The 22,427-nt window shown below is 71.5% G+C and carries 19 protein-coding genes; 8 read left to right on the top strand and 11 right to left on the bottom strand.

Annotated features, from left to right (window positions below; genetic code table 11):
• The first annotated feature begins 91 nt into the window (after positions 1 to 91).
• A complete protein-coding gene (locus D581_RS0131310; protein WP_018961068.1) occupies positions 92 to 604 on the top strand; it encodes an SsgA family sporulation/cell division regulator in 513 nt (170 codons plus the stop codon).
• Positions 605 to 649: 45 nt separating this feature from the next.
• Here D581_RS0131310 and D581_RS0131315 read toward each other — a convergent pair whose 3' ends face one another.
• Entirely contained in the window at positions 650 to 1,495 is an 846-nt protein-coding gene (locus tag D581_RS0131315; protein WP_018961069.1) for a helix-turn-helix domain-containing protein, read from the bottom strand.
• A gap of 221 nt (positions 1,496 to 1,716) precedes the next feature.
• On the opposite strand from D581_RS0131315, the gene D581_RS0131320 reads away from it, so the two are divergent.
• From D581_RS0131320 to D581_RS0131330, 3 genes are all read left to right on the top strand, one after another.
• The gene (locus D581_RS0131320) at positions 1,717 to 2,382 is read left to right on the top strand and encodes a DUF4097 family beta strand repeat-containing protein (protein WP_018961070.1); all 666 of its coding nucleotides are present in this window, start codon (positions 1,717 to 1,719) and stop codon (positions 2,380 to 2,382) included.
• A 125-nt stretch (positions 2,383 to 2,507) separates the two neighbouring features.
• A complete protein-coding gene (locus D581_RS0131325) occupies positions 2,508 to 3,479 on the top strand; it encodes an ATP-binding cassette domain-containing protein (protein ID WP_018961071.1) in 972 nt (323 codons plus the stop codon).
• On the top strand, positions 3,476 to 4,267 hold the full coding sequence (locus D581_RS0131330) for an ABC transporter permease (protein WP_018961072.1): 792 nt from the start codon (positions 3,476 to 3,478) through the stop codon (positions 4,265 to 4,267). Before D581_RS0131325 ends, D581_RS0131330 begins: the two co-directional genes overlap by 4 nt.
• Before the next feature lie 261 nt (positions 4,268 to 4,528).
• Here the strand turns inward: D581_RS0131330 and D581_RS0131335 are convergent, their stop codons facing one another.
• Both D581_RS0131335 and D581_RS0131340 read right to left on the bottom strand, forming a co-directional pair.
• Positions 4,529 to 6,763: an MMPL family transporter gene (locus D581_RS0131335; protein WP_018961073.1), complete on the bottom strand. Its 2,235-nt coding sequence runs from the start codon at positions 6,761 to 6,763 to the stop codon at positions 4,529 to 4,531.
• Positions 6,764 to 6,883: 120 nt separating this feature from the next.
• The gene (locus tag D581_RS0131340; RefSeq protein ID WP_018961074.1) at positions 6,884 to 7,456 is read right to left on the bottom strand and encodes a TetR/AcrR family transcriptional regulator; all 573 of its coding nucleotides are present in this window, start codon (positions 7,454 to 7,456) and stop codon (positions 6,884 to 6,886) included.
• A 211-nt stretch (positions 7,457 to 7,667) separates the two neighbouring features.
• On the opposite strand from D581_RS0131340, the gene D581_RS0131345 reads away from it, so the two are divergent.
• Positions 7,668 to 11,093: a S41 family peptidase gene (locus D581_RS0131345; RefSeq protein WP_018961075.1), complete on the top strand. Its 3,426-nt coding sequence runs from the start codon at positions 7,668 to 7,670 to the stop codon at positions 11,091 to 11,093.
• Positions 11,094 to 11,318: 225 nt separating this feature from the next.
• Here the strand turns inward: D581_RS0131345 and D581_RS0131350 are convergent, their stop codons facing one another.
• From D581_RS0131350 to D581_RS0131365, 4 genes are all read right to left on the bottom strand, one after another.
• Complete coding sequence (locus tag D581_RS0131350; RefSeq protein WP_018961076.1) at positions 11,319 to 11,513, bottom strand: hypothetical protein; 195 nt, start codon at positions 11,511 to 11,513, stop codon at positions 11,319 to 11,321.
• A gap of 100 nt (positions 11,514 to 11,613) precedes the next feature.
• Positions 11,614 to 12,507: an SDR family oxidoreductase gene (locus D581_RS0131355; RefSeq protein ID WP_018961077.1), complete on the bottom strand. Its 894-nt coding sequence runs from the start codon at positions 12,505 to 12,507 to the stop codon at positions 11,614 to 11,616.
• Complete coding sequence (locus D581_RS0131360; protein ID WP_018961078.1) at positions 12,504 to 13,457, bottom strand: alpha/beta fold hydrolase; 954 nt, start codon at positions 13,455 to 13,457, stop codon at positions 12,504 to 12,506. Before D581_RS0131360 ends, D581_RS0131355 begins: the two co-directional genes overlap by 4 nt.
• Positions 13,454 to 15,124 (bottom strand): flavin-containing monooxygenase, encoded by a 1,671-nt coding sequence (locus D581_RS0131365; protein ID WP_018961079.1) that lies wholly within the window; start codon positions 15,122 to 15,124, stop codon positions 13,454 to 13,456. Before D581_RS0131365 ends, D581_RS0131360 begins: the two co-directional genes overlap by 4 nt.
• A 169-nt stretch (positions 15,125 to 15,293) precedes the next feature.
• Here D581_RS0131365 and D581_RS0131370 point away from each other — a divergent pair, with 169 nt between their 5' ends.
• A complete protein-coding gene (locus tag D581_RS0131370; protein ID WP_018961080.1) occupies positions 15,294 to 15,935 on the top strand; it encodes a MerR family transcriptional regulator in 642 nt (213 codons plus the stop codon).
• Positions 15,936 to 15,955: 20 nt separating this feature from the next.
• Here D581_RS0131370 and D581_RS0131375 read toward each other — a convergent pair whose 3' ends face one another.
• Positions 15,956 to 16,771 carry an exodeoxyribonuclease III gene (locus D581_RS0131375; protein WP_018961081.1) on the bottom strand — a complete coding sequence of 272 codons (816 nt, stop codon included), beginning with the start codon at positions 16,769 to 16,771 and terminating at the stop codon, positions 15,956 to 15,958.
• Positions 16,772 to 16,821: 50 nt separating this feature from the next.
• Between D581_RS0131375 and D581_RS0131380 the strand changes: the two genes are divergently transcribed.
• Positions 16,822 to 17,313, top strand: coding sequence for a GNAT family N-acetyltransferase (locus tag D581_RS0131380; RefSeq protein ID WP_018961082.1), 492 nt, complete (start codon positions 16,822 to 16,824; stop codon positions 17,311 to 17,313).
• Positions 17,314 to 17,382: 69 nt separating this feature from the next.
• On the opposite strand, the gene D581_RS0131385 is transcribed toward D581_RS0131380, so the two are convergent.
• Entirely contained in the window at positions 17,383 to 17,844 is a 462-nt protein-coding gene (locus D581_RS0131385) for a GNAT family N-acetyltransferase (protein ID WP_018961083.1), read from the bottom strand.
• Positions 17,845 to 17,889: 45 nt separating this feature from the next.
• Complete coding sequence (locus D581_RS0131390; RefSeq protein WP_106434486.1) at positions 17,890 to 19,512, bottom strand: sigma-70 family RNA polymerase sigma factor; 1,623 nt, start codon at positions 19,510 to 19,512, stop codon at positions 17,890 to 17,892.
• A 118-nt stretch (positions 19,513 to 19,630) separates the two neighbouring features.
• On the opposite strand from D581_RS0131390, the gene D581_RS0131395 reads away from it, so the two are divergent.
• Positions 19,631 to 20,824, top strand: coding sequence for a helix-turn-helix domain-containing protein (locus D581_RS0131395; RefSeq protein ID WP_018961085.1), 1,194 nt, complete (start codon positions 19,631 to 19,633; stop codon positions 20,822 to 20,824).
• 56 nt (positions 20,825 to 20,880) lie between these two features.
• Here D581_RS0131395 and D581_RS0131400 read toward each other — a convergent pair whose 3' ends face one another.
• Positions 20,881 to 22,101: a S1 family peptidase gene (locus D581_RS0131400; RefSeq protein WP_018961086.1), complete on the bottom strand. Its 1,221-nt coding sequence runs from the start codon at positions 22,099 to 22,101 to the stop codon at positions 20,881 to 20,883.
• Positions 22,102 to 22,427 lie beyond the last annotated feature (326 nt).

Genomic DNA, 22,427 nt, shown 5'->3' on the forward strand with positions numbered 1-22,427 from the left:
GCCCGGCAGGTAGATCGCACTCATCGTGCCACTTCCGCAAAATATGGGACATTAGAGGGCAGAGCTACGCATATATAGGAGGAGCCGGCCCATGTCCCCTGTGATCGAAGTACATGCGCGCGCCCGGCTCATCACCGATGGCCCCCTGACCCGCCCGGTCCCCGTCGACCTGCGCTACGACCCCGCCGACGAGCGGCGTGCCGTCCACATAGGACTGCCCGACGGCACCGACTGGTCCTTCGGCCGCGACCTCCTGGAGCGCGGCCTGCGGACCCCGATCGAGCGCGGCGACGTCCGTGTCTGGCCGTGCGGCCGTACGCAGCTGATCGTGGAGCTGCACTCGACGGACGGGGTCGAGGTGTTCCAGTTCGAGATCCGGACGCTGATCCGCTTCCTCGCCCGCACCCGTGCACAGACACCGGCCACCCCGCCGAACGCCGGCCGGGAATCCCAGCCGCAGCCACCGGCCCGCACCGCCCGCCCCGAGCGCAGCACGCAGACGGACCGCAGCACGCAGACGAACCGGGGCGCACAGACGGAAGGCGGCGCACAGACGGAACAGGGCACGCAACCCGAGCGGGGCGCGCAGCCCGCCCGGGGCTGAGCGCCGCCGTCCAGGGCCGCCAGGGCGAGCGCCCGGGAGAGTTGCTCAGCCGCGGCCTGCACCCGGTCCGGCCGGGCCGCCCGACGCCGCGTCCGGCGCCGTAGCCGACGTCGCGTCCGGCGCAACGGCCGGCGCCGGTGCCGACGCCGTAGCCGGTGCCGCATCCGACGCCGCATCCGGCGCGGGCACCGTGTGAAGAATGTCGCGGGCCTGCTCGGCGGCGCGCGCTATGCCCTCGGAGACGAAGTCGAGGAAGCGGGCGACGTTCTCCATGCGGATGGCGGCCGGAGTACCGGGGCCGAGGACACCCACCCCCTGCCGCGCGGTGTCGACCAGCTGGGCGGTGGCCCGGGCGCTGACCATCATCGACTGGTACCAAATGTCGTCGTCGACGATGTAGCGCTCGCGCCGGCGCTCGTCGCGTTCCCGGCGGACCATGCCCTGACTGTCGAGGAACGCGATCGCCTTGGAGATGGACGCCGGGCTGACCTGGAGACGCTGGGCGAGCTCAGGGGCGGTGAGGCTGCCCGAGTCGGTGAGAGTGAGGCAGGCCAGCACCCGGGACATCATCAACGGCATGCCCGAACTCATGATGCCGGTGGTGAACTGCTCCTCGTACTCCCGCACGGCCTCGGCATCGCGCCCGTAGGGCTGTGCCGACGCCTGCGGCTCCCGGGGGGCGGCCTGCTTCCGCCGGTGCGCACGGTGCTCGGTGGCGCGGTGAGCCAGGTCGGCGCGATAAGCGGCGGGGCCGCCGTTGCGCATCACCTCACGCGTGATGGTCGAGGTCGGACGGTCCAGGCGCCTGGCGATCTCCGCATAGGCGAGGCCGTCGGCCAGCCCCAGCGCGATCTGCTGACGTTCCTGCTGAGTGAGCCTGCCTCCCGGCATCGGGTTCTCCTTCGTGGTCCACGGAGCCCCCACCCTAGCGTTCACCCTCAATCTATTGCAACGCACCACTAGCTGACGTTGCGTTAAGCGCGAGGCGCATTGCAACGAATTAACGACCCTGAGCTGCGGATACAAAGATTGCTTGCAACGAACATGTTGAGCGATCCGTAAATGCAACGTAGCTTTCCCTCATCGGAAACGACGAGTGCAAGGAGAGCACGATGCAGAAGTTCGACACCACCGCCCCGGTCACCGCCGTCCTCGACATCCCCGCCGGACGCGTCCAGTTCATCGCCGCCGACCGAGGCGACGCCACCGTCGAGGTCCGGCCCGCCGACGCCTCCAGGAGCCGGGACGTGAAGGCCGCCGACCGGATCGAGGTCGCCTACGGCGACGGCGTCCTGCGCATCGCGGTCCCGGCGGCCGGAAACCGGCTCCTCGGCGACTCGGGTTCCGTCGAGGTGACCGTCCAACTGCCCGCCGGATCCCACGTCGAGGCGCGCTCGGGCGCCGCCGAACTCCGCGGCGTCGGACGCCTCGGCGATGTCGCCTTCGACGGCGCCTACCGCCGGATCAAGATCGACGAGGCGGCGAGCCTCCGCCTCACCGCGATCGAGGGCGACGTCGAGGTCGGCCGGCTGGGCGGCCCCTCGGAGATCAGCACCACACGGGGCGACATCCGGATCGCCGAAGCCGTGCGCGGCACGGTCGTGCTCCGTACCCGGTCCGGCGACATCTCGGTCACCGCCGCCGCCGGTGTCTCGGCCGCCCTGGACGCGGGCACCGACCACGGCCGCGTCAGCAACGCCCTCAAGAACGACGGCACCGCCGGACTCGACATCCGCGCCACCACCTCCCACGGCGACATCACCGCCCGCAGCCTCTGATCGCCCGCAGTCTCCGACCGCCCGCCTCGCACCGCGAACACACCCCCCGAACACGCCCCACGAACGCACCCCAATGCACCCCCCGAACGCACCCGCCCCAACGCACTCTTCGAGGAGCAACGACCATGACTCATCCAGCCATCGCGGCGAACGGGCTGCGGAAGTCGTACGGCGACAAGGCCGTCCTGGACGGTATCGATCTGGCCGTCCCGGCCGGTACGGTCTTCGCGCTGCTCGGCCCCAACGGCGCCGGCAAGACCACCGCGGTCAAGATTCTCTCCACCCTCATCTCCCCCGGCGCCGGCTCCGGCGAGATCCGCGTCGGCGGGCACGACCTCGCCACCGACGCCCAGGCCATCCGCGCCACGATCGGCGTCACCGGCCAGTTCTCCGCCGTCGACGGACTGATCACCGGCGAGGAGAACATGCTCCTCATGGCAGACCTCCACCACCTGCCCAAGCGCGAAGGACGACGCGTCGCCGCCGAACTCCTGGACCGCTTCGACCTGGTGGAAGCCGCGAAGAAGCCCGCGTCCACCTACTCCGGCGGCATGAAGCGCCGCCTCGACATCGCCATGACCCTGGTCGGCTCCCCGCGGATCATCTTCCTCGACGAACCGACCACCGGCCTCGACCCACGCTCCCGCCACACCATGTGGGGCATCATCCGCGGCCTGGTGGCCGACGGCGTCACCGTCTTCCTCACCACCCAGTACCTCGAAGAGGCCGACGAACTCGCCGACCGCATCACCGTCCTCAACAACGGGAAGATCGCCGCCCAGGGCACCGCCGACCAGCTCAAGCGCATCGTCCCCGGCGGCCACGTCAAGCTCCGCTTCACCGACCCCGACACCTACCGGTCCGCCGCCTCCGCACTGACCGGGGCCGCCCCCGACGACGAAACCCTGTCGCTCTCCATCCCCAGCGACGGCAGCCAGCGCGAACTGCGCTCCATCCTCGACTGGCTGGACTCGGCCGGCATCGAGGCCGACGAACTCACCGTCCACACCCCCGACCTCGACGACGTGTTCTTCGCCCTCACCGCCTCCACCACCGTGCCCGCACAGGCCGACCAGCCGAAGGAGAACCTCCGATGAGCACCCTCGCCCTCGCCGTCCGCGACACCAACACCATGCTGCGCCGCAACCTTCTGCACGCCCGGCGCTACCCCTCCCTCACCCTGAACCTGCTCCTCACACCTGTCATGCTCCTGCTCCTTTTCGTCTACATCTTCGGCGACGTGATGAGCGCGGGCATCGGCGGCGCAGACCGCTCCGACTACATCGCCTACATAGTCCCGGGCATCCTGATGATGACCATCGGCTCCACCGTGATCGGGGCCGCGGTGTCCGTCTCCACCGACATGTCCGAAGGCATCATCGCCCGCTTCCGCACCATGGCGATCCACCGCAGCTCCGTGATCACCGGGCACGTCGTCGGCAGCGTTCTCCAGATCCTCGCCAGTCTGGTCCTGGTCGGCGCGGTCGCCGTGGCCATCGGCTTCCGCTCCGTCGACGCCACCGCCCTGGAGTGGCTGGCCGCCTTCGGGCTGGTCACGCTCTTCGCCCTGGCGCTCACCTGGGTCGCGGTCGGCATGGGCATGTCCAGCCCGAACGCGGAGGCCGCCGCCAACAGCGCACAGCCACTGATCCTCCTCCCGCTCATCTCCAGCGCCTTCATCCCGGCCGACACCATGCCCGGCTGGTTCCAGCCGATCGCCGAGTACCAGCCCTTCACCCCCGTCATCGAGACCCTGCGCGGCCTGCTCCTCGGCACCGAGATCGGCCACAACGGCTGGCTGGCCGTCGGCTGGAGCGTCGGCCTCGTCGTGCTCGGCTACCTGTGGTCGAAGTCGCTGTTCCTCCGCGACCCGGCGGCGCGCTGACCGCGTGCGGCGCGCTGAACGCGTGCGGCCCGCTGAACGCGTGCGACGCGCCGACCGTCGTGCGGCGCCCCGCCCGCGCCTCGCCCACGCCTCGCCCGCCCTCGACCGGAGGAACACCGCAAGAGGAAAGCCCCCGTGCAGTGCGCACGGGGGCTTTCGCTGTGCCCCGGTCCCCGTCCCCACAGGTAACCGGCGCTTCCGGGGTCACGCTCCGCTCAGACGCGGCCCCGGAGCTGGGAGGGCGCCGTCGGGACGGACGGGTCAGACGCGGGCGAGCTCGCGCTCACCCTCGCCGCCGCCGTCCCCGGGCCCCTGCTCGGAGCCGGGATCGTCGGTCAGCTGCTTCTGCAGCTTCTCGCCCTCCACGTCCACGTTGGGCAGCGCCCGGTCCAGCCAGCGCGGCAGCCACCAGGCCCGCTTGCCGAGCAGGGCCAGGACGGCGGGCACGATCGCCATCCGCACCACGAACGCGTCGAAGAGAACGGCGACCGCCAGCGAGAAGCCGATCATCTTGATCATCTGCTCGCTGGAGCCGATGAAGCCGGAGAAGACCGCGATCATGATCACCGCCGCGGCCGTGACCACCCGCGCGCCGTGCTGGAAGCCGGTCACGATGGCCTGCCCGGGGCTCTCGCCGTGAACGTACGCCTCGCGCATCCGGGTCACGAGGAAGACCTCGTAGTCCATCGCGAGGCCGAAGACCACGCCGACCATGAAGATCGGCATCATGCTCATGATCGGACCGGTCTGCTCGACGCCGAAGAGCGAGCCGAGCCAGCCCCACTGGAAGACCGCGACGACCGCACCGAGGGCCGCGACCACCGAGAGCAGGAAGCCCAGGGCCGCCTTCAGCGGGACGAGGATCGACCGGAAGACCAGCATCAGCAGCAGGAACGCGAGACCGACGACGAGCGCCAGGTAGGGCAGCAGCGCGTCGTTCATCTTCTGCGAGAAGTCGATGTTCATCGCGGTGGCGCCGGTGACCAGGACCTCGGCCCCGGTGTCGGACCTGACGTCCTGACCCGCGTCACGGATGTCGTGGACGACCTCCTCCGTGGCGTGGGAGGACGGCCGGTCCTTGGGGATGACCGTGATCGTCGCGGTGTCACCGGCCTTGTTGAAGGCGGGCGGGATGACGGCGCTGACGCCGATCGACTCGATCTCCTCGGCGACCCGCGAGGCGGCGGCCTTGCCGTCCGAGCTGTTCTTCGTGTCGACGACCACCATCAGCGGACCGTTGAACCCGGGGCCGAAGCCGTCCGAGAGCATGTCGTACGCCTGACGCTGCGTGGTCGACTCCGACTGGGCGCCGTCGTCGGGCAGGCCCATCTCCAGCGAGGCCGCCGGTACGGCGATGATGCCGAGGCCGAGAACGCCGACGAGCATGACCCAGACCGGCTTGCGCAGCACGAACCGCGCCCAGCGGGTGCCCATGTTCGGCTTGGCCTCGGTGCTCTTCTCCGCCTCGGCCGCCTTGCGCACCTTGCGGCCCATGACCCGCCTGCCCGCGAAGCCGAGGGCGGCAGGCACGAGGGTGAGCGCGATGAGGACCGCGACGGCGACCGCGCCGGCGGCGGCCAGGCCCATCTTCGTCAGCATCGGAATGTTGACGACGGAGAGGCCGGCGAGGGCGATGACCACGGTCAGTCCCGCGAAGACGACCGCGGACCCGGCCGTGCCGACGGCCCGTCCGGCGGCTTCCTCGTGTTCCCGGCCCTCGGCCAGTTCGGCGCGGTAGCGGGAGACGATGAAGAGGGCGTAGTCGATGCCGACCGCGATGCCGATCATCGTGGCGAGGATCGCGGTGGTGGAGCCCAGATCCAGAACGTCGGCCAGCGCGGTGATCGTCCCGACCCCGATCGCGACGCCGATGAGCGCGGTCAGCAGGGAGAGTCCGGCGGCGACCAGCGAGCCGAAGGTGATGACCAGGACGACGGCGGCGATGGCCACGCCGATGACCTCGGCGGTCCCGGTGTGCGGCATGATCTGGAGGGCGTCACCGCCGATCTCCACCTTCATTCCGCTGCTCTGCGCGTCCTTGGCCGCGTCCTTCAGGGCTTCCCGGGTCTCTTCGGTCAGCTCCATGGAGCTGACCTCGTAGCCGACCGAGATGTACGCCGTCGAACCGTTCTGGCTGACGGCCTGCGTCTCGAACGGGTCGGCGACCGAGGCTATCTGCTCCGAGCCGGACTCCAGCTCCTTGACGATGCCGGAGATCTCGCTCTTGTTGGCGGGGTCGGTCACCTTTTCGCCGCCGGGCGCCTTGAAGACGACCCGGGCGGTGGCGCCGTCGGCCCTGGTGCCGGGGTTGCGCTCTTCCAGCAGGTCGAAGGCGCGCTGCGCCTCCGTACCAGGAATGGAGAAGGAGTTGGAGGTGTCGGTGGACGCGGTGGCGAAACCGACTCCGGCGACCGCCAGCAGCGCCACCCAGATCAGGGCGACGAAGCGGCGGCGGCGGAAGGTGAGCCGTCCGAGCTTGTAGAGGAAAGTGGCCACGGGGGCGTACTCCCGGTCAGGTCGTATGCGTGGAATTGGGCGTGAGGAACCAGCCCGACGACGAGAGCGGCGTGTCAGGTGGAGCGTCGGGGAGAGGGCCGTACGGGTGGGACGGGGACGTCAGACACCGAGGGCGGGGAGAACCACGGAATCCACGTAGTCGATGAGGAACTCCTGGTCGACAGGACGGTCCTCGATCAGCTGCCGGGCGGCCAGCGCGCCGACCAGCATGTGCGGGATGTACTTCAGCGCCGGATTGCCCGGGCGCAGCTCACCCCGGTCCATCGCCCGTTGCAGCAACTGGTCGAAGCCGGTCATCTCCGGCTCGATCAGCAGCTCGCGCAGGGCCTGGAGCAGCTCGGGGTACTCATGGACGGCATGGCTCAGGCCCCGCATCAGCGCGGCGTCCTTCTCCATCTGGCAGTCGTCGGTCCGGCTCAGCGCGGCATGGAAGTCCCCGCGCAGCGAACCGGTGTCGATGTCCGCGAGGTTCCCCGGCTTGTTGTGCCGCAGCGCCTTCGCGACCAGCTCGGGCTTTGAGCCCCACTGGCGGTAGAGGGTGGCCTTGCTCGACCGGGTACGGGCGGCGACGGCGTCCATGGTCAGGGCGTCGTAACCGACCTCGCGGAGCAGGTCGAGGACGGCCTCGTACAGCTCGCCCTCACGCTCGGGGGTCAGCCTGGTGCGTGCCATGCGCCGACCTCCTTCGCTTCACCTGTCCGGTGTCCCGCTCAACAGTCCGTCATGCTCAACAGTCCGTCCCGCTCAGCGGTTCCGCTCACCATCGAACGAAACCGTTTCGTACACCTGAACCCTACCCGCACGCCCCAGCGAAACGAAATCGTTTCGCTTGTGTTCTGCACCACAAGTTGCCCCGGACCCCGCGCACCGAAAACATTGGGGGGTGAGTGACGACGTCGCGTATCTCCGTTTCCCGCACCTTCACCAGGACTTGCTGTGCTTCGCGGCCGAGGACGACCTCTGGGTCGCCCCCCTCGCCGCCGCCGGGCACCGCCCCGGACGGGCCTGGCGGGTGACCGTCGACCGGACCCGGGTCAGCCATCCACGCTTCTCGCCCGACGGCTCCTCCATCGCCTACACGACCTGGCGCACCCTGGACCCCGAGATCCACCTCGCCCCGGTGGCCGGCGGCCCGGCCCGCCGGCTCACCCACTGGGGCTCGACCGACGCCCGGGTCTGCGGCTGGAGCCCCGATCCGGGCGAGGCCTGCCAGATCCTCGCCGTCTCCTCGCACAACCAGCCGTTCTCGTACTTCTCCTGGGCCTACAGCGTCCCCACCGACGGCGGCCCCGGCGGCAGGCTCCCCTGGGGCCCGGTCTCCGACATCGCGGTCGCCGACATCGACGGCGAGCGCCGCACCCTGCTGCTCACCGGCACGCCCCCGCACGAACCGGCCGCCTGGAAGCGCTACCGCGGCGGGGCCATGGGCCGCCTGTGGCTGCACGGCGAACGCCTGCTCCCGGACATCGACGGCCACCTCGCCAACCCGATGTTCGTCGGCCGCCGCATCGCGTTCCTCTCCGACCACGAGGGCGTCGGCAACCTCTACTCCTGCCTGATGGACGGCACCGGCCTGCGCCGGCACACCGACCACGACGCCTTCTACGCCCGCAACGCCTCCAGCGACGGCCACCGGGTGATCTACCAGTGCGCGGGCGAGCTGTGGCTGGTCGAGGACCTGGAGTCGCCCGACGCCACCCCGCGCAAGCTGGAGGTGCGCCTCGGCGGCCCCCGCACCGGCCGGCGCGTCCACCAGGTGCCCGCCGCCAGCAACGTCGACTCGCTCTCCGTCGACGAGACCGGCCGGGCCAGCGCCGTCACCGTACGCGGCAGCCTCTACTGGCTCACCCACCGCGACGGACCCGCCCGCACCATCGCCGACACCCCCGGCGTCCGGGTGCGGCTGCCGGAGATGCTCGGCAGCGGCGGTCAGGTCGCGTACGTCACCGACGCGGACGGCCCCGACGCCGTCGAGATCTCCTACCTGCCGCGCGCCAGCGGCGACCGCCCGCCGCGCAGGCTGGCCTCCGGGCAGCTGGGCCGGGTCCAGGAGATGATCTCCGACCCCGAGGGGGAACGCCTCGCCATCGCGTCGAACGACGGCCGCCTGCTGCTCCTGGACACGGGAGAGCCGGAGCCCCTGGAAACCGTGGAGAACGAGAAGGAGACAGAGAAAGAGAAGGCCCCCAGCGGCTCGACCCGTGCCGACCTCCACGCCGCCACCGGCGCGGCGGCCCCGGACAGTGCCGCGCCGGTCGACGAGCACCCCGGCCTCACCGAGCTGATCCGCTCGGTCAACGGGCCGGTGCGCGACCTCGCCTTCTCCCCCGACGGCGACTGGCTGACCTGGTCGCACCCGGGCATCGGCCGCTCGCTGCGGCAGATCAAGCTGGCCCGGATCTCCGGCCCCGGCGCCCCGGTGATCGTCGACGTCACCAACGGCCGCTTCGAGGACGAGAACCCGGTCTTCACGGACGACGGCCGCTACCTCGCCTTCCTCTCCTGGCGCGGCTTCGACCCGGTGTACGACGTCCACACCGGCGACCTGTCCTTCCCGCTCGGCTGCCGCCCGTACCTGGTCCCGCTCTCCTCGGCGACCCCGTCCCCCTTCGCCCTCTCGCCCGACGGCCGCCCGGCGGCGGGCGGCCTGGACCCGGTGGACGTGCCGGACGGCGGTACGCCGGAGGGGTCCACGGTCATGGTGGAGTTCGAGGGGCTGGAGAGCCGGGTGACGCCGTTTCCGGTCTCCGCCTCCAAGTACTCGGCGCTGGCCCCGGTGAGCGGCGGCGGGCTGGTCTGGCTGCGCTGGCCGATCTCGGGGGCGCTGGGCGAGACGTTCGCCAACCCGGCCGACATGTCGGGGCGGCCGACCCTGGAGCACTTCAACATCGCGAAGGCCCGCAGGACCGAACTGGTCGACCACCTCGACTGGTTCGCGGTCAGCGGCGACGCGTCCCGCCTGGTCGTGATGGACGACGGCGAACTCCGCGCCGTACCGGCCACCGAGGCGGGCGACACCGACTCCACGGTCTTCCTGGACCTGCGCCGCATCCTGCACGAGGTCGACCCGGGGGCGGAGTGGCGGCAGGCGTACGGCGAGGCGGGGCGGATCATCCGCGCCTACTTCTGGGAGCCGGACATGTGCGGCATCGACTGGGACGGGGTGCTGGACCAGTACCGCCCCCTGGTCGAACGGGTCGCGTCACCGGACGAGTTCGCGGACCTGCTGCGCGAGGTGCTGGGCGAGCTGGGCACCTCGCACGCGTACGTCTCCCCCGCCCGCCGCAACGAGGGCCCGCCGCACTACCAGCGCGCCATCGGCCTCCTCGGCGCCAACCTGGTCTGCCGGGACGGCGCCTGGACCGTCCAGCGCATCCTGCCCGGCGACTCCTCGGACTCCAAGGCCCGTTCACCGCTGGCGGGTACGGGGATCAGGGAGGGCGCGGTCCTCACCCACGTCGACGGCCGCCCGGTGGACCCGGTCGCCGGCCCGTACCCCCTGCTGACGGCGGCGGGCGGCACGACGGTGGAGCTGACCTTCTCCCCGGCGGGCGGCGGCCCGTCCCGCCGGGTGGCGATCATGCCCCTGGTCGACGAACGCCCGCTGCGCTACCAGGACTGGGTGGCCAAACGCCGTGACGTCGTACGGGAGTTGAGTGGTGGCAAATGCGGTTACCTGCACATCCCGGACATGGGCGGCTCCGGCTGGGCGCAGTTCAACCGCGACCTGCGGCTGGAAGTCTCCCGCCCCGCCCTGATCGTGGACGTACGGGGCAACGCGGGCGGCCACATCAGCGAGCTGGTCGTGGAGAACCTCACCCGCAAGATCCTCGGCTGGGACCTGACCCGCAACGCCCAGGCGGTGAGCTACGCCTCCAACGCGCCGCGCGGTCCGGTCGTCGCCCTGGCCGACGAGGCGACCTCCTCCGACGGCGACATGATCACCGCCGCGTTCCGGCTGCTGAAGCTGGGCCCGGTGGTGGGCCAGCGCACCTGGGGCGGCGTGGTCGGGATGACCGGCCGCCACCGCCTGGGCGACGGCACGGTGATCACGGTCCCGATGAACGCCGCCTGGTTCGACACGTACGGCTGGTCGGTGGAGAACCACGGCGTGGAACCGGACGTGGAGGCCCTGCGCACGCCGCTGGACTGGGCGGAGGGCCGGTACGCCGTCCTCGACGACGCGGTCCGCCTGGCCCTGGTGCTGCTGGCCGCGCACCCGGCGGCGACCCCGCCGTCGTACGAAACGGCCCCGAACCTGCGCCGACCACCGCTGCCGCCGAGGCGTGCAAGCCCGCCCGGCGATTGAGGACATCTTTTCCAGCCCGCACCCGGGCTCCGCCCCGGACCCCGCTCCTCAATCGCCGGAGGGGCTCAAAGATGACCACCTCGGCCACCAATTCCAGCCCGCCCGGCGATTGAGGGCATCCTTTCCAGCCCGTCCGGCGCTTGAGGACAAAGAAGGAGGCGCACCCGGTCACCCGGATGCGCCTCCTGGAGCGACGCGCACGCACGCGTCACACCTCAATGACCGTCAACGGTCAAAACGCTCGCGCGCCTGGTCCTTCGCGTCCTCGGCACGGTCCTTCATGCCCGAGGAGGAGTCCGACTCCTGGTCACGGCCCTGGGAGGCCCGGTCCTTGGCCTCGTCCTTGCCCTGACCCGCCTTCTGCTTGGCCTGGTCGGCGAGCTCCTGCGCCTTGTCCTTGAACTGGTCCGAAATACCCATGCTGTTCACTCCTGTGGGATGCGTGGGGTACGTGGGGGACGGCCCCCTGCGGGGCCTCGCCCAGCGTTGCACGGCCCGACATCCCTCGCATTTCGTACCGCTACGTACGGTCAGCACGCTCCGCACGCGCGTCCTGGTCCGCCGCTCCCCCGGCCCCCACCAGCCCCTTCGACACCGTGTGCAGCCGCGGCTCGAACCGCCGCATCTCGCGCTGCCCGCCGATCGCGATGACGGACGGCAGGTAACCGCGGACCGGCTGCATCCCGCGCAGCCACCACTGGGCGTACACATGCGGGGAGCGCCGCGCGATCCCGTCCACGATCCGGTCGACGGCCGGGCCGAGCGGGTACGTACGGTTCATCGGCCACGGCAGCCGCCGGCGCAGCTCGCGCATCACGTCGTCCTGGTCCGCCCCGCGCACCATGTCGGTGTTGGTCCAGGAGAGGTAGCCCACGCCGACCTTGACGCCCTTGTATCCGACCTCGGCGCGCAGGCTGTGCGCGAAGGCCTCGACGCCCGACTTGGACGCGCAGTACGCGGTCATCATCGGGGCCGGGGTGATCGCGGCCAGCGACGCTATCTGGAGGAAGTAGCCGCGGCTCTCCGTCAGCACCGGCAGGAAGGCCCGCCCGGTGACCGCGCCGCCGATGAGGTTCACCTCGATGACCCGCCGCCAGGCGTCCGGGTCCGAGTCGGCGAACGGGCCGCCCGAGGCCACGCCCGCGTTGGCGACGACGACGTCGACCTTGCCGAAGCGCTCCTTCACCTCGCGCGCCACCTGGGCCATCGCCTCGTGGTCGGTGACATCGACGAACCAGTGGTCGCTCTCGCCGTGCAGCCGCTCGGAGACCTTCTTCAGCGCGTCCCGCTCCAGGCCGACGAGCGCCAGCGTCGCCCCGCGTGCCGACAGCTTGCGGGCCAGCAGCTCACCCACCCCCCGGGCCGCACCCGTGACGACGACGACCTGGCCCTCAAGGCTCCGCTTGCCGCTCATGCGACGTCCTCCCTCTCCGCCGTGGCGGCTTTCCGCTCGGCGGCCGCCCCCGTGGCGACGTACCGGGTGACCAGCTCCCTGATCTTCGCCGTGACGGCCTCCGGGGCCTCCACCGGCGTCATGTGCCCCATGCCCGCCAGCTCGGTCAGCCCGAGCCCGACCGGCAGCGCGGCCGCGAGGGACCGGGCGTGGACCGGCGGGGTCAGCCGGTCGTCCGTGCCGGCGATCACCGCGGTCGGCACCCGCAGCTCGCGCATGCCCGCCGCGAGGTCCAGCTCGGCGAGCACCCGGCCCCACCCCACGCGCGCGCGGCGTGGGCAAGCGTGCACGATGCGGGCGCAGGCGTCGACCCGGTCCGGAGCCGAACCGGCCCCCATCGTGGCGTACTTGAGGACCTTCCTGGAGACCGGGTTGACCGGCCCGAGCGGTGCTTTCGCGCCCAGTACGGCGGTGGTGAGCCGGGTCCGCAGCGCACCCGCGCGCAGCGGCAGGACGCGGGCCTCGGCGGCCAGCCGCGTACTGCCGGTGGAACAGAGCAGCACGGCGGCGGCGTGCTCACGGAGTCCGGGGCGCGCGGCGGCGGCCATCACCGTCATCCCGCCCATGGAGTGCCCGGCGAGCACCGCCCTGCGGCCCGGGGCGAGCGTCGCGGCGAGGACCGCTTCGAGATCGTCGGCCAGCGCGTCCGTGCTGTAGCCGCCAGGGCCGGGTTCGGGGGTGAGCCCGTGGCCGCGCTGGTCGTAGGCGATGACCCGGTGGTCGGCGGCCAGGTCGCGTATCTGGGCGTCCCAGAAACGGGTGTTGCAGGTCCAGCCGTGGGCCAGGACCACCGCCGGGGCGTCCTCGGGGCCGTGCAGTTCGACGTGGATCCGGGTCCCGTCGGCGGAGCGGACGGTCAGCTCGGCCGCGGGGACCGGCGGTACGGTGTCGCGGTGCAGGAGGCGGCTCATCGCGCGGCCTCCTCGACGACGGCACCGGCACCGGAGCCGGAGCCAGAGCCGGAGCCGGAGCCAGCATCGGAGCCGACGTCGCAAGCCGTGTCGGAAGCCATAGCGGAGGCGGCGGTCACGGTCTCGCGGTCGGTGCGTCCCGGCTGCTCCGGTACGCGTCCGCTCCCGGCGGCCCGCCCCGTCCCGCCCGCCGCGCCGACCCGGACGACGTCGTACTCCGCGAGGTCCACCGAACGCGTCTGCCGCCGGAACTCACCCGTGGTGCCGGGCCAGACGGTGGTGTTGCGGCCCGCCTCGTCCAGGTACCAGCTGGTGCAGCCGCCGGTGTTCCAGACGGTGCGCTTCATCCGCTGCTGGACCCGGTCGTTCCACGCGGTGACGGCGGCGGGGCGGGCCACGAGCGCGGCGCGTCCGCCCAGCACGTTCAACTGCCGCAGGTAGTCGGCCATGTAGTTCAGCTGGGACTCGATCATCAGGATCATGGAGGAGTTGCCGAGCCCGGTGTTGGGTCCGATGATCGTCATCCAGTTGGGGAACCCGGCGGCGGTCGCGCCGCGCAGCGAGTTCATCCCGTCCTTCCAGGACTCGGCGAGCGTGATGCCCTCCTCGCCGACGACCCGCTCCGCGATCGGCATGTCGGTCACATGGAAGCCGGTGCCGAAGACGATCGCGTCGACCTCCGCCTCGCTCCCGTCGGCGGCGACCACCGTGGAGCCGCGTACCTCGCTGAGCCCGGAGGCGACGACGTCCACATTGGGCTGGGCGAGGGCCGGATAGTAGGTGCTGGAGAGCAGGATCCGCTTGCAGCCGATGCGGTAGTCGGGGGTCAGCTTGGCCCGCAGGGCCGGGTCCTTGATCGCCCGCGCCATGTTGGACTTGGCTATCTTCTCCACCAGGCCCAGCTGGTCGGGGTGCTTGGTGAAGGCGCTGACCTGCAACTCCCTGATGCCCCACAGCAGTCCGCGGCGCGCCGTGCCGGTGACGGGGACGGCCCGGTGCAGTGCCCGTTCGGCCTTGCTGATCGTGCGGTCCATGCGCGGCATGACCCAGGGCGGGGTGCGCTGGAAGAGCGTGAGCTTCGCGGTCCTCGGCTGGATCGCCGGGACGATCTGGATCGCGGACGCGCCTGTACCGACCATCGCGACGCGCTTGCCGGCCAGGTCGTAGTCGTGGTCCCAGCGCGCGGAGTGGAAGACCTTGCCGGGGAAGGAGTCCAGCCCGGGTATGTCGGGCGTCTTGGGGTCGGAGAGCGGCCCGGTGGCGGAGACGACGACGTCCGCGTGGAGCACGGTCCCGTCGGCGGACTCGATCACCCAGTACAGGTTCTCCCTGTCCCAGGTCATCAGCTTCACCTCGTGGTTCAGCCTGATGTGCGGGCGGAGCCCGAAGGTGTCGGCGACCCGCTCCAGGTAGGCGCGGATGTGCTCCTGCCCGGAGAAGGTGCGCGGCCAGTCGGGGTTGGGGGCGAACGAGAAGGAATAGAGGTGGGACGGTACGTCGCAGGCGCAGCCGGGATAGCTGTTGTCGCGCCAGGCGCCGCCCACCGAGTCGGCCCGCTCCAGGACGACGAAATCGGTGATGCCTTCGCGGCGCAGCCGCACGGCGGCCCCCAGGCCCCCGAATCCGGTTCCGATCACCGCCACACGTACGTGTTCCTGCTGGGCCATGCTGCCGCCTCCCGCGGTACGCCACACGACTCTGCCAGCAATCACTGGCATTGTTCGGAGGGTAGAGCAGGACCCGTACTGATGGGTAGGGGGCGGACCGAGGAAAGTTACCGGCGGTACAACATAGGGTGCCTCTGTGGCCGAAAGACGCGAGCACCGCGAATACCGCATGGAGGAGCTGGCCGAAAAGGCCGGAATCACCGTGCGGACCCTGCGCTTCTACCGGGAGCGCGGGCTGATTCCGCCGCCTCGCCGCGAGGGCCGCATCGCCTGGTACGACGACCACCACCTGGCCCGGCTGCGGACCATCACGGGCCTGCTGGAGCGCGGCCACACCCTCAACGGCATCGCCGACCTGGCGGCCACCTTCGAGAGCGGCCGCGATGTCGCCGAGGTGCTGGGCCTGGGCGAACCGACCGAGGAGACCCCGGTCCGCCTCACCCCGGAGCAGCTCGCGGACTACTTCGAGGGCGAGGTCACGCCCGAGAACCTCGCCACCGCACTGGACCTGGGCTATCTCGCCACGGACGGGGACGAGATCGTGCACATCAGCCGCCGCCTCCTGGAGGTGTCGGCCGAGCTCGTACGGGAAGGGGTGCCGCTGTCCACGGTGCTCTCCTCGGGCCGCCGCGTCCGCGAGCACGCGGACGCGCTCGCCGAGATCTTCGTACGCGTACTGCATGCCCACACCAAGGAGACCGAACCGGCCCAACTCCGGCCACTGGCCCGCGCGGTGGTGGACGCCGAGCTGTCGATGGCCCTCGACCGGAGGCTGCGCCGCGAGGACGGCACGCAGCCCCCGAAGGCGTAACGCCCGCAGGCGTCCCGACGCTACCGCTCGTAGACGACCGTCACCGGCGCGTGGTCGCTCCAGCGCTCGCCGTGCGTGGCCGCCCGCTCCACCCAGGCCTTCACCGCGCGCCCGGCCAGCCCCGGGGTCGCCATCTGGTAGTCGATGCGCCAGCCGCTGTCGTTGTCGAAGGCCCGCCCCCGGTACGACCACCAGCTGTAGGGCCCCTCGACCTCCGGGTGCAGCGCCCGCACGACGTCCACGTAAGCCGCCTCGTCCAGGACCCGGGTCAGCCACGCGCGCTCCTCGGGAAGGAAGCCGGAGCTCTTGCGGTTGGCCTTCCAGTTCTTCAGGTCCGCCTCCTGGTGGGCGATGTTCCAGTCGCCGCAGACCACGACCTCGCGGCCGGCCGCCGCGGCCCGCGTCTTCAGCCCTTGGAGGTAGGGCAGGAAGGCGGCCATGAAGCGCTCCTTCTCGTCCTGACGCTCGGTGCCGACCTCGCCGGAGGGCAGATACAGGCTCGCGACGGTGACACCCGGGAGGTCGATCTCCACGTACCGGCCGCTCGCGTCGAACTCCTCCGCCCCGGGGGCCCCGAACCCGCCGAAACCGATCTGGACCCGCTCGGGGGCCTGCCGCGAGTAGAGCGAGACGCCGGCGCGGCCCTTGGCGGCGGCGGGCGCGTGGACGGTGTGCCACCCTTCGGGGGCGCCCACCCCTTCGGGCAGCTGGGCGAGCTCGGCCCGCACTTCCTGGAGGCAGACCACATCGGCGTCGGTCCCCGCCAGCCACTCGACGAAGCCCTTCTTGGCGGCGGCGCGGAGCCCATTAACATTCACGGAGGTCACTGTGAGCATCCCGGAACAGTACCCACTCCACCCCTACGCATAGATATACGATATTCAGCATGATTATTCAGACTCGGCCTTTCGACCACCCCGACGCCGTCAAACTCAACGACCAGGTGCAGCTCGAATACGACGAGCGCTACGGCGATGGGGGCGATCTCACACCGCTCGACCCCTCGATGTTCCTCCCGCCGCGCGGCCTGTACCTGCTCGCCTACGACGAGCTGGGCCGCCCTGTGGCGACCGGCGGCTGGCGGACCCAGGACCGCAACGACGAGGGCTACTGGGACGGCGACGCCGAGATCAAGCGGATGTTCGTGATACCCGAGGGGCGCGGCAGGGGCCTGGCCCGGCGGATGCTGGCCGCCCTGGAGGAGGACGCGCGCGCCGCCGGCCGGATCCGGATGGTCCTGGAGACCGGCGACCAGCAGCCCGAGGCCATCGCGCTGTACGCGTCGAGCGGCTACACGGTCTGCGAGAGGTTCGGCCACTACCGGGAGTACGAGAGCAGCATCTGCATGGCGAAGCCGCTCCAGCGGCCCGGAGCCTGACCCGGCTGCCCGGGCGCCGGGAAGCCGACCGGTCCGCCGGGGAGCCGGCCCGCCCGGCGCGGCGGTCGCTCAGGCACCCCCGCCGAGCACCAGGACCACGTGCTCGTCCTCCCCGTACCGCACCGTGCCGGTCGCCGTGAACCCGCACTTCTCCAGCAGCCGTATCGAGCCGGTGTTCCCGGCGGCGGGGTCCGCGTACAACGGGCGTACCGTCTCCCGCTCCAGGAACGCGGTCAACGCCCGGGTGCCGACGCCCCGACCCCAGTACGGGCGGCCGAACCAATAGCCGATGTAGCGCCGCTCACCGTCCCACCAGGCCACGATGCTCCCGGCCGTTTCGCCGTCCACGACGACGGTCCGCACGAGGTTGGCGGGGTCCCCCAGCACCTTCGACGTCCAGTGCGCCATGAACGCCTCCCGCTCGCGCGGCGGGAAACGCGATCTCCGGACCGCCTCCGGGTCGTGCTCGTTCGCGAGGAAGAACTCCAGGTCCGCTGGTTCGACATCCCTGAGAAGCACGCTGTTGTCCATGCCGACCGAGTCTGGCACCCGCCACTGACAATCGGCCGGGGCCGCTCAGCGCGGGGTGGCCAGCACCTGGGTCCAGTAGGGGCCGCGCGGGGAGTCGGCGATGCCCACGCCCACATGGACGAAATCGCAGTTGAAGATGTCGCCGTCGCGGCCCGGGCTGTCGCGCCACTCCTCGACGACCGCCGCCGGATCGCTCATGCCGGTCGCGATGGTCTCCCCGACGGCCGACCAGTCGTAGCCCGTGGCGTCGACCCGGTCGCCCGCGCCCCGGCCCGAGGAGTCCGTGTGGTCGAAGTAGTCGTGCGCGGCCATGTCCTCGGAGTGCCGCTGGGCCACCGCGGTCAGCCGGGGGTCGGTCTCCAGCTCCGGGCAGCCGTTCGCGGCGCGCAGGGTGTTGACCCGGGTGACCACGCCCGCTTCCGGGCGGGGGCGCGGCTCGGCGGGCTCGGGCGGGGCGGCGGGCGACGGGGCGACGGGGCGCGCCCGGGAGGCGGCGGTACGGCTCGGCGTCGGCGAGGGCGTCGGCGAGGGCGAGGCCGTGGAGGGCGCCGGAAGCGGCTCGGCGGGGGCGGCCGCGGGCGGCGGGGGCGAGGGCGACGGGCTGTACGTGACACCCCCGCCCCGTGATGCGGGCGGGGCGGGGGCGGAGGGCCAGATCAGCACGGCGAGGGCGGCCGCGGCGGCCGCGCCGGCTATGAGCCCCGCCGCCTTCCCTGCCGAGAACGCGCCGGAGGCGGAGGGGGCGGAGGCGAGCGGTGCGGAGGTGGCGGGGGCGGAAGCGGCCGGGGCGGACGCGGCGGCCGGGGCCGGGGCGGACGCGGACGCGGCGGCCGGGGCCGCCGATGAGGCGAAGGCCACCGCCGCCTGCTGCCCGCTGTCGTAGAGCGGCACCACCAGGGCGAGCCCGGAGAGCAGGCCCTCCGGCGGAACCAGCCCCGCACTGCCGTCGGAGCAGGAGGCGCAGCCGCGTACATGGCGGGCGATCCGCTTGCGCCACAGCGGCGTCGGCGTACCGTCCCAGTCGCCCAGCAGGTCCTCCAGGGCCGGGCAGCGGGGGTCGGACGCCAGGGCCCGGACGACCGCGCGGCCGACGTCGAGCTGGTTCTTCACCCGCTGGACGCGTACGGCGGCGTGCTGCGGGGAAAGCCCGAGCGCCTCGGCGAGTTCGGACCGGGTGAGGTCGCCGGTCGTCTCCAGCCACCACAGGGACAGCACATCGCGCTCGGATCCGTCCAGCCAGCGGGTGGCCTCGGCCGTCTCGCGCCGCTGGCCGGAGAGTTCGAGGCGCAGGATCGTCAGGTCGACGAAGTCGGCGGCGGGGTCGGCCGGCTCATCGGTCGCCTCCAGCGGGGCCGGGCGGTGGCCGAGGCCGGACCAGCGGGTGCGGACCTGGTTCATGGCGATGGCGACGAGCCAGGAGCGGAAGCGGGCCGGATCACGCAGCGAGGGCAGCCCGGACAGCGCCCGGAGCATGGTCTCCTGCACCACGTCGTCCACGTCCGGATGGCCGTTGAGGGCGCGCCCGACGACGTTGTAGACCAGCGGGAGGTACTGGGCGGCCAGCCGTTCCCCGGCAACCCGGTCACCGTTCCTCGCCGCGATGACCAGAGCGGTGCTGTCCAGAGCGGTGCCGTCCACGCCGTTCACGCCCTTCGTTCGGTTCGCCACCGGGATGTGGGACAGGTCACCCCTGAGGGTTTTGTTATCCGTCCGCCGCCCGGTGGTCAACCAGTATGCGGGGGCCCGTAGGCCGTCCCGCCGAGAGAGTGCCGGGAACGGGAGGAACATGTCGAGCGATACGGACACCGACGTCACGCTGCCGGAGGCCACGGCCGGCGGAGCAAGCGACTCCACCGGTCCGGACACCACCGAAGCACGGGTGACCGAAGCACAGGTCATCGAGACGCAGGCCACCGAAGCACAGGTAGCCGAGGCGCACGCCACCGAAGCACAGGCCACTGAAGCACAGGTCTCCGAAGCGCACGCCACCGAGGCGCACGCCACCGCGGCGCGGACGGGCGAGGCCATCACCACCTCGGCCCTGCACGCGGCGGCGACCGGCGCCGACACCTTCCCCGGGGCGCTGCGGGAGGCACTGAACCGCCGCGGGCTGTCCCTGGAGCGGGTGAGCGAACGGCTCAGGGTGCGCGGCATCACCATCAGCCAGGCCACCCTCAGCAGCTGGCAGCGCGGCCGAAGCCAGCCCGAACGGGCCCGGTCCCTGCGCGCGGTGGAGGTGCTGGAGGAGATCCTGGAACTGCCCGCCGGAGCCCTGCGCTCGCTGCTCGGACCGCGCCGCCCGCGCGGCCGGATCACCCCGCCCGGCGCGGAGGGGGCGGCGCTCCAGATCCTCGGGGAGGACTCGGTGGTGGAGAAGGCGCTCGGCGCCCGCTTCCGCCACTTCAACCAGGAGACCAGCTCCCTGATGGTCCACGACATCGTGAGGATGGGAGAGAGCGGCACGCTGAGCGCGATCTCCACCACGAACGTGCTGCGGGCCAGCCGGGCGGGGGCCGACCGCGCGATCTTCGTGCTCAGCTTCGACGACGAGGCGGCCGAGCCGGTCGACATCAGGGTCAGCTGCGGACGCCTCGCCGAGGCCACGTATCTGAAGGGGCTCAAATCCCTGGTGCTGGAGATCCACTTCGGCCGGGAGCTGGCCAAACTGGATACCACGGTGGTGAGTTACGCGGTCGAGGTGAGCCCGTCCGAGACGCCTGCCACCCACTACGAGCGCTGGTCGCGGACGAACCTGCACGAATACCTCCAGCAGGTCTTCTTCCACCCCGGCGCCCTGCCGTCGGACTGCCACCGCTACGTCCGGGAGAAGGTCGGCGCCCCGCCCCGCGCACGCAGGCGCATCCCGCTGAGCGAATCGCACGACGTCCATGTCCTCACCTCCCGGTGCAAGCCCGGCGTCCAAGGGGTGGCGTGGGACTACGGGACGGGAACGAGTGGAACGGGAGGCCGCCCAGGATGAGTGGACGGCCTCCCGCGTCTGGGGGGTGGCCTTGGCCGGTCTGATCTGTGGTGCTGCTACTTGGTGTTGAGGGTCAGCCCGTAGTATGCGAGGGCGTCGTCGAGCGGCTGGAAGTAGGAGGAGCCGGGCGAGTTGACCTGACCGTTGCAGCGCTGGTTGCTGGGACCGCCGGACGTCATGCCCTGGGCCTGGTCACCGGAGATGTACGCGCCTCCGCTGTCCCCTCCCTGGGTGCAGACGCTGGAGCTCGCCAGGCCGGTCACGACGGTGTCCGGACCGCCGTTCTGGTCGGTGTAGGTGACGCTGACGCTGTACGAGCCGACCCGTCCGCAGGTCCACTGGGTGGTCTGCCCGGACTTGCAGAGCGCCGCACCCGAGGGGGCCCGCTTGCTGCCCTTGACCGGGACGGTGCCGGCCCGGCCGTACGTGGTGACGTCGAGGCCGATCGAGTGGCCGGCGTCGACGGTCGCGATGCCCATGTCCACGCTGCGGGTGCCCAGCGCGAACCGGGTGTGGGTGCCCTTGGCGAACCGTGTGCCGTTGTAGGCCAGGGCCGGCAGGTCCTCGATGCAGTGCCCGGCGGTCACGAGCACCTGCCTGCCACTGCGGTCCTTGGCGCCGTAACCGACGGAGCACAGGTAGCCGTTGAAGGTCATCCGGCTGCCGGGCGGAACGACGGCCTGGGTCTCCAGCTTCTCCTGGCCCTTCACGACGCGTACGGCGTCGCCGTTGCTCTTCGCCGCCTTGAGGAAGCTGCGGGTCGCGGCGTCGGAGTCGCCGTTGACCTCGACGGTCACGGTGTCCGAAGCGAGGTCGACGGACCACGCGGACACCCCGGCCGGGGCGCTCCTGAGCGCCTTGGCGTCGAGCTGTGCCTTGATCCGGTCGAGCTCGCTCTCGCCGCGCTCGGGGACGCGGGCCTTGAGCCCCGCGGCCCGGACGTCCTTCGCCGCTTCGGCGTCGGCGGCGTTGACGATCAGCGAACCGTCCTCGGCGAAGAAGGCCCCGAGCGTGTCGACCCGGTCCTTCCGCAGCTCCGCGAACCGGTCCTGCTGGTCGGCCTCGTGGTCCAGCCGCCGCACGGCGGCCTTCTCGCTGACACCCAGGGTGGTGGCGAGCGCCTTCACCATCTCCGGCTGGTACGCCGGAGCCGAGGGAGCCGAGGACTCCGTCGGCGCGCCGGCGTAGGCCCCTGTGGCGACTCCGGCCGACAGGAGAGCGCCGATCGAGGCGGCGACGATGTATCTGCGCGCGTTCTTCTTCCGGCTGTGCTTCACGCGATTCCTTCCGCTACGCAGGCGAGCGTCCAGACAATGGGGGGGGGTGGCCACACCGCGCCTGGGGAAGCACGATGTGTTCCATGGACACTGCCCGGCGGCGATGACATGTTCCTGTCGCCGCGCCCCGAACTCTGGCCCAGCCGGAACTGCCGCGACAAGAAGCGGAGATGGGGCTCTTTTCTACAGAACTGGCCGAGAACTGTAGAGAGATCGACGCCGCAGACGTCGTCGTCTTCGTGGGGCTCAACGGACCGATCCGGAGAGAACCATGAATAACGCGACAAGAGAACTCGAACCGTCTCGCCTTCAGAAAGCCGACGAGG

Source organism: Streptomyces sp. CNB091 (assembly GCF_000377965.1).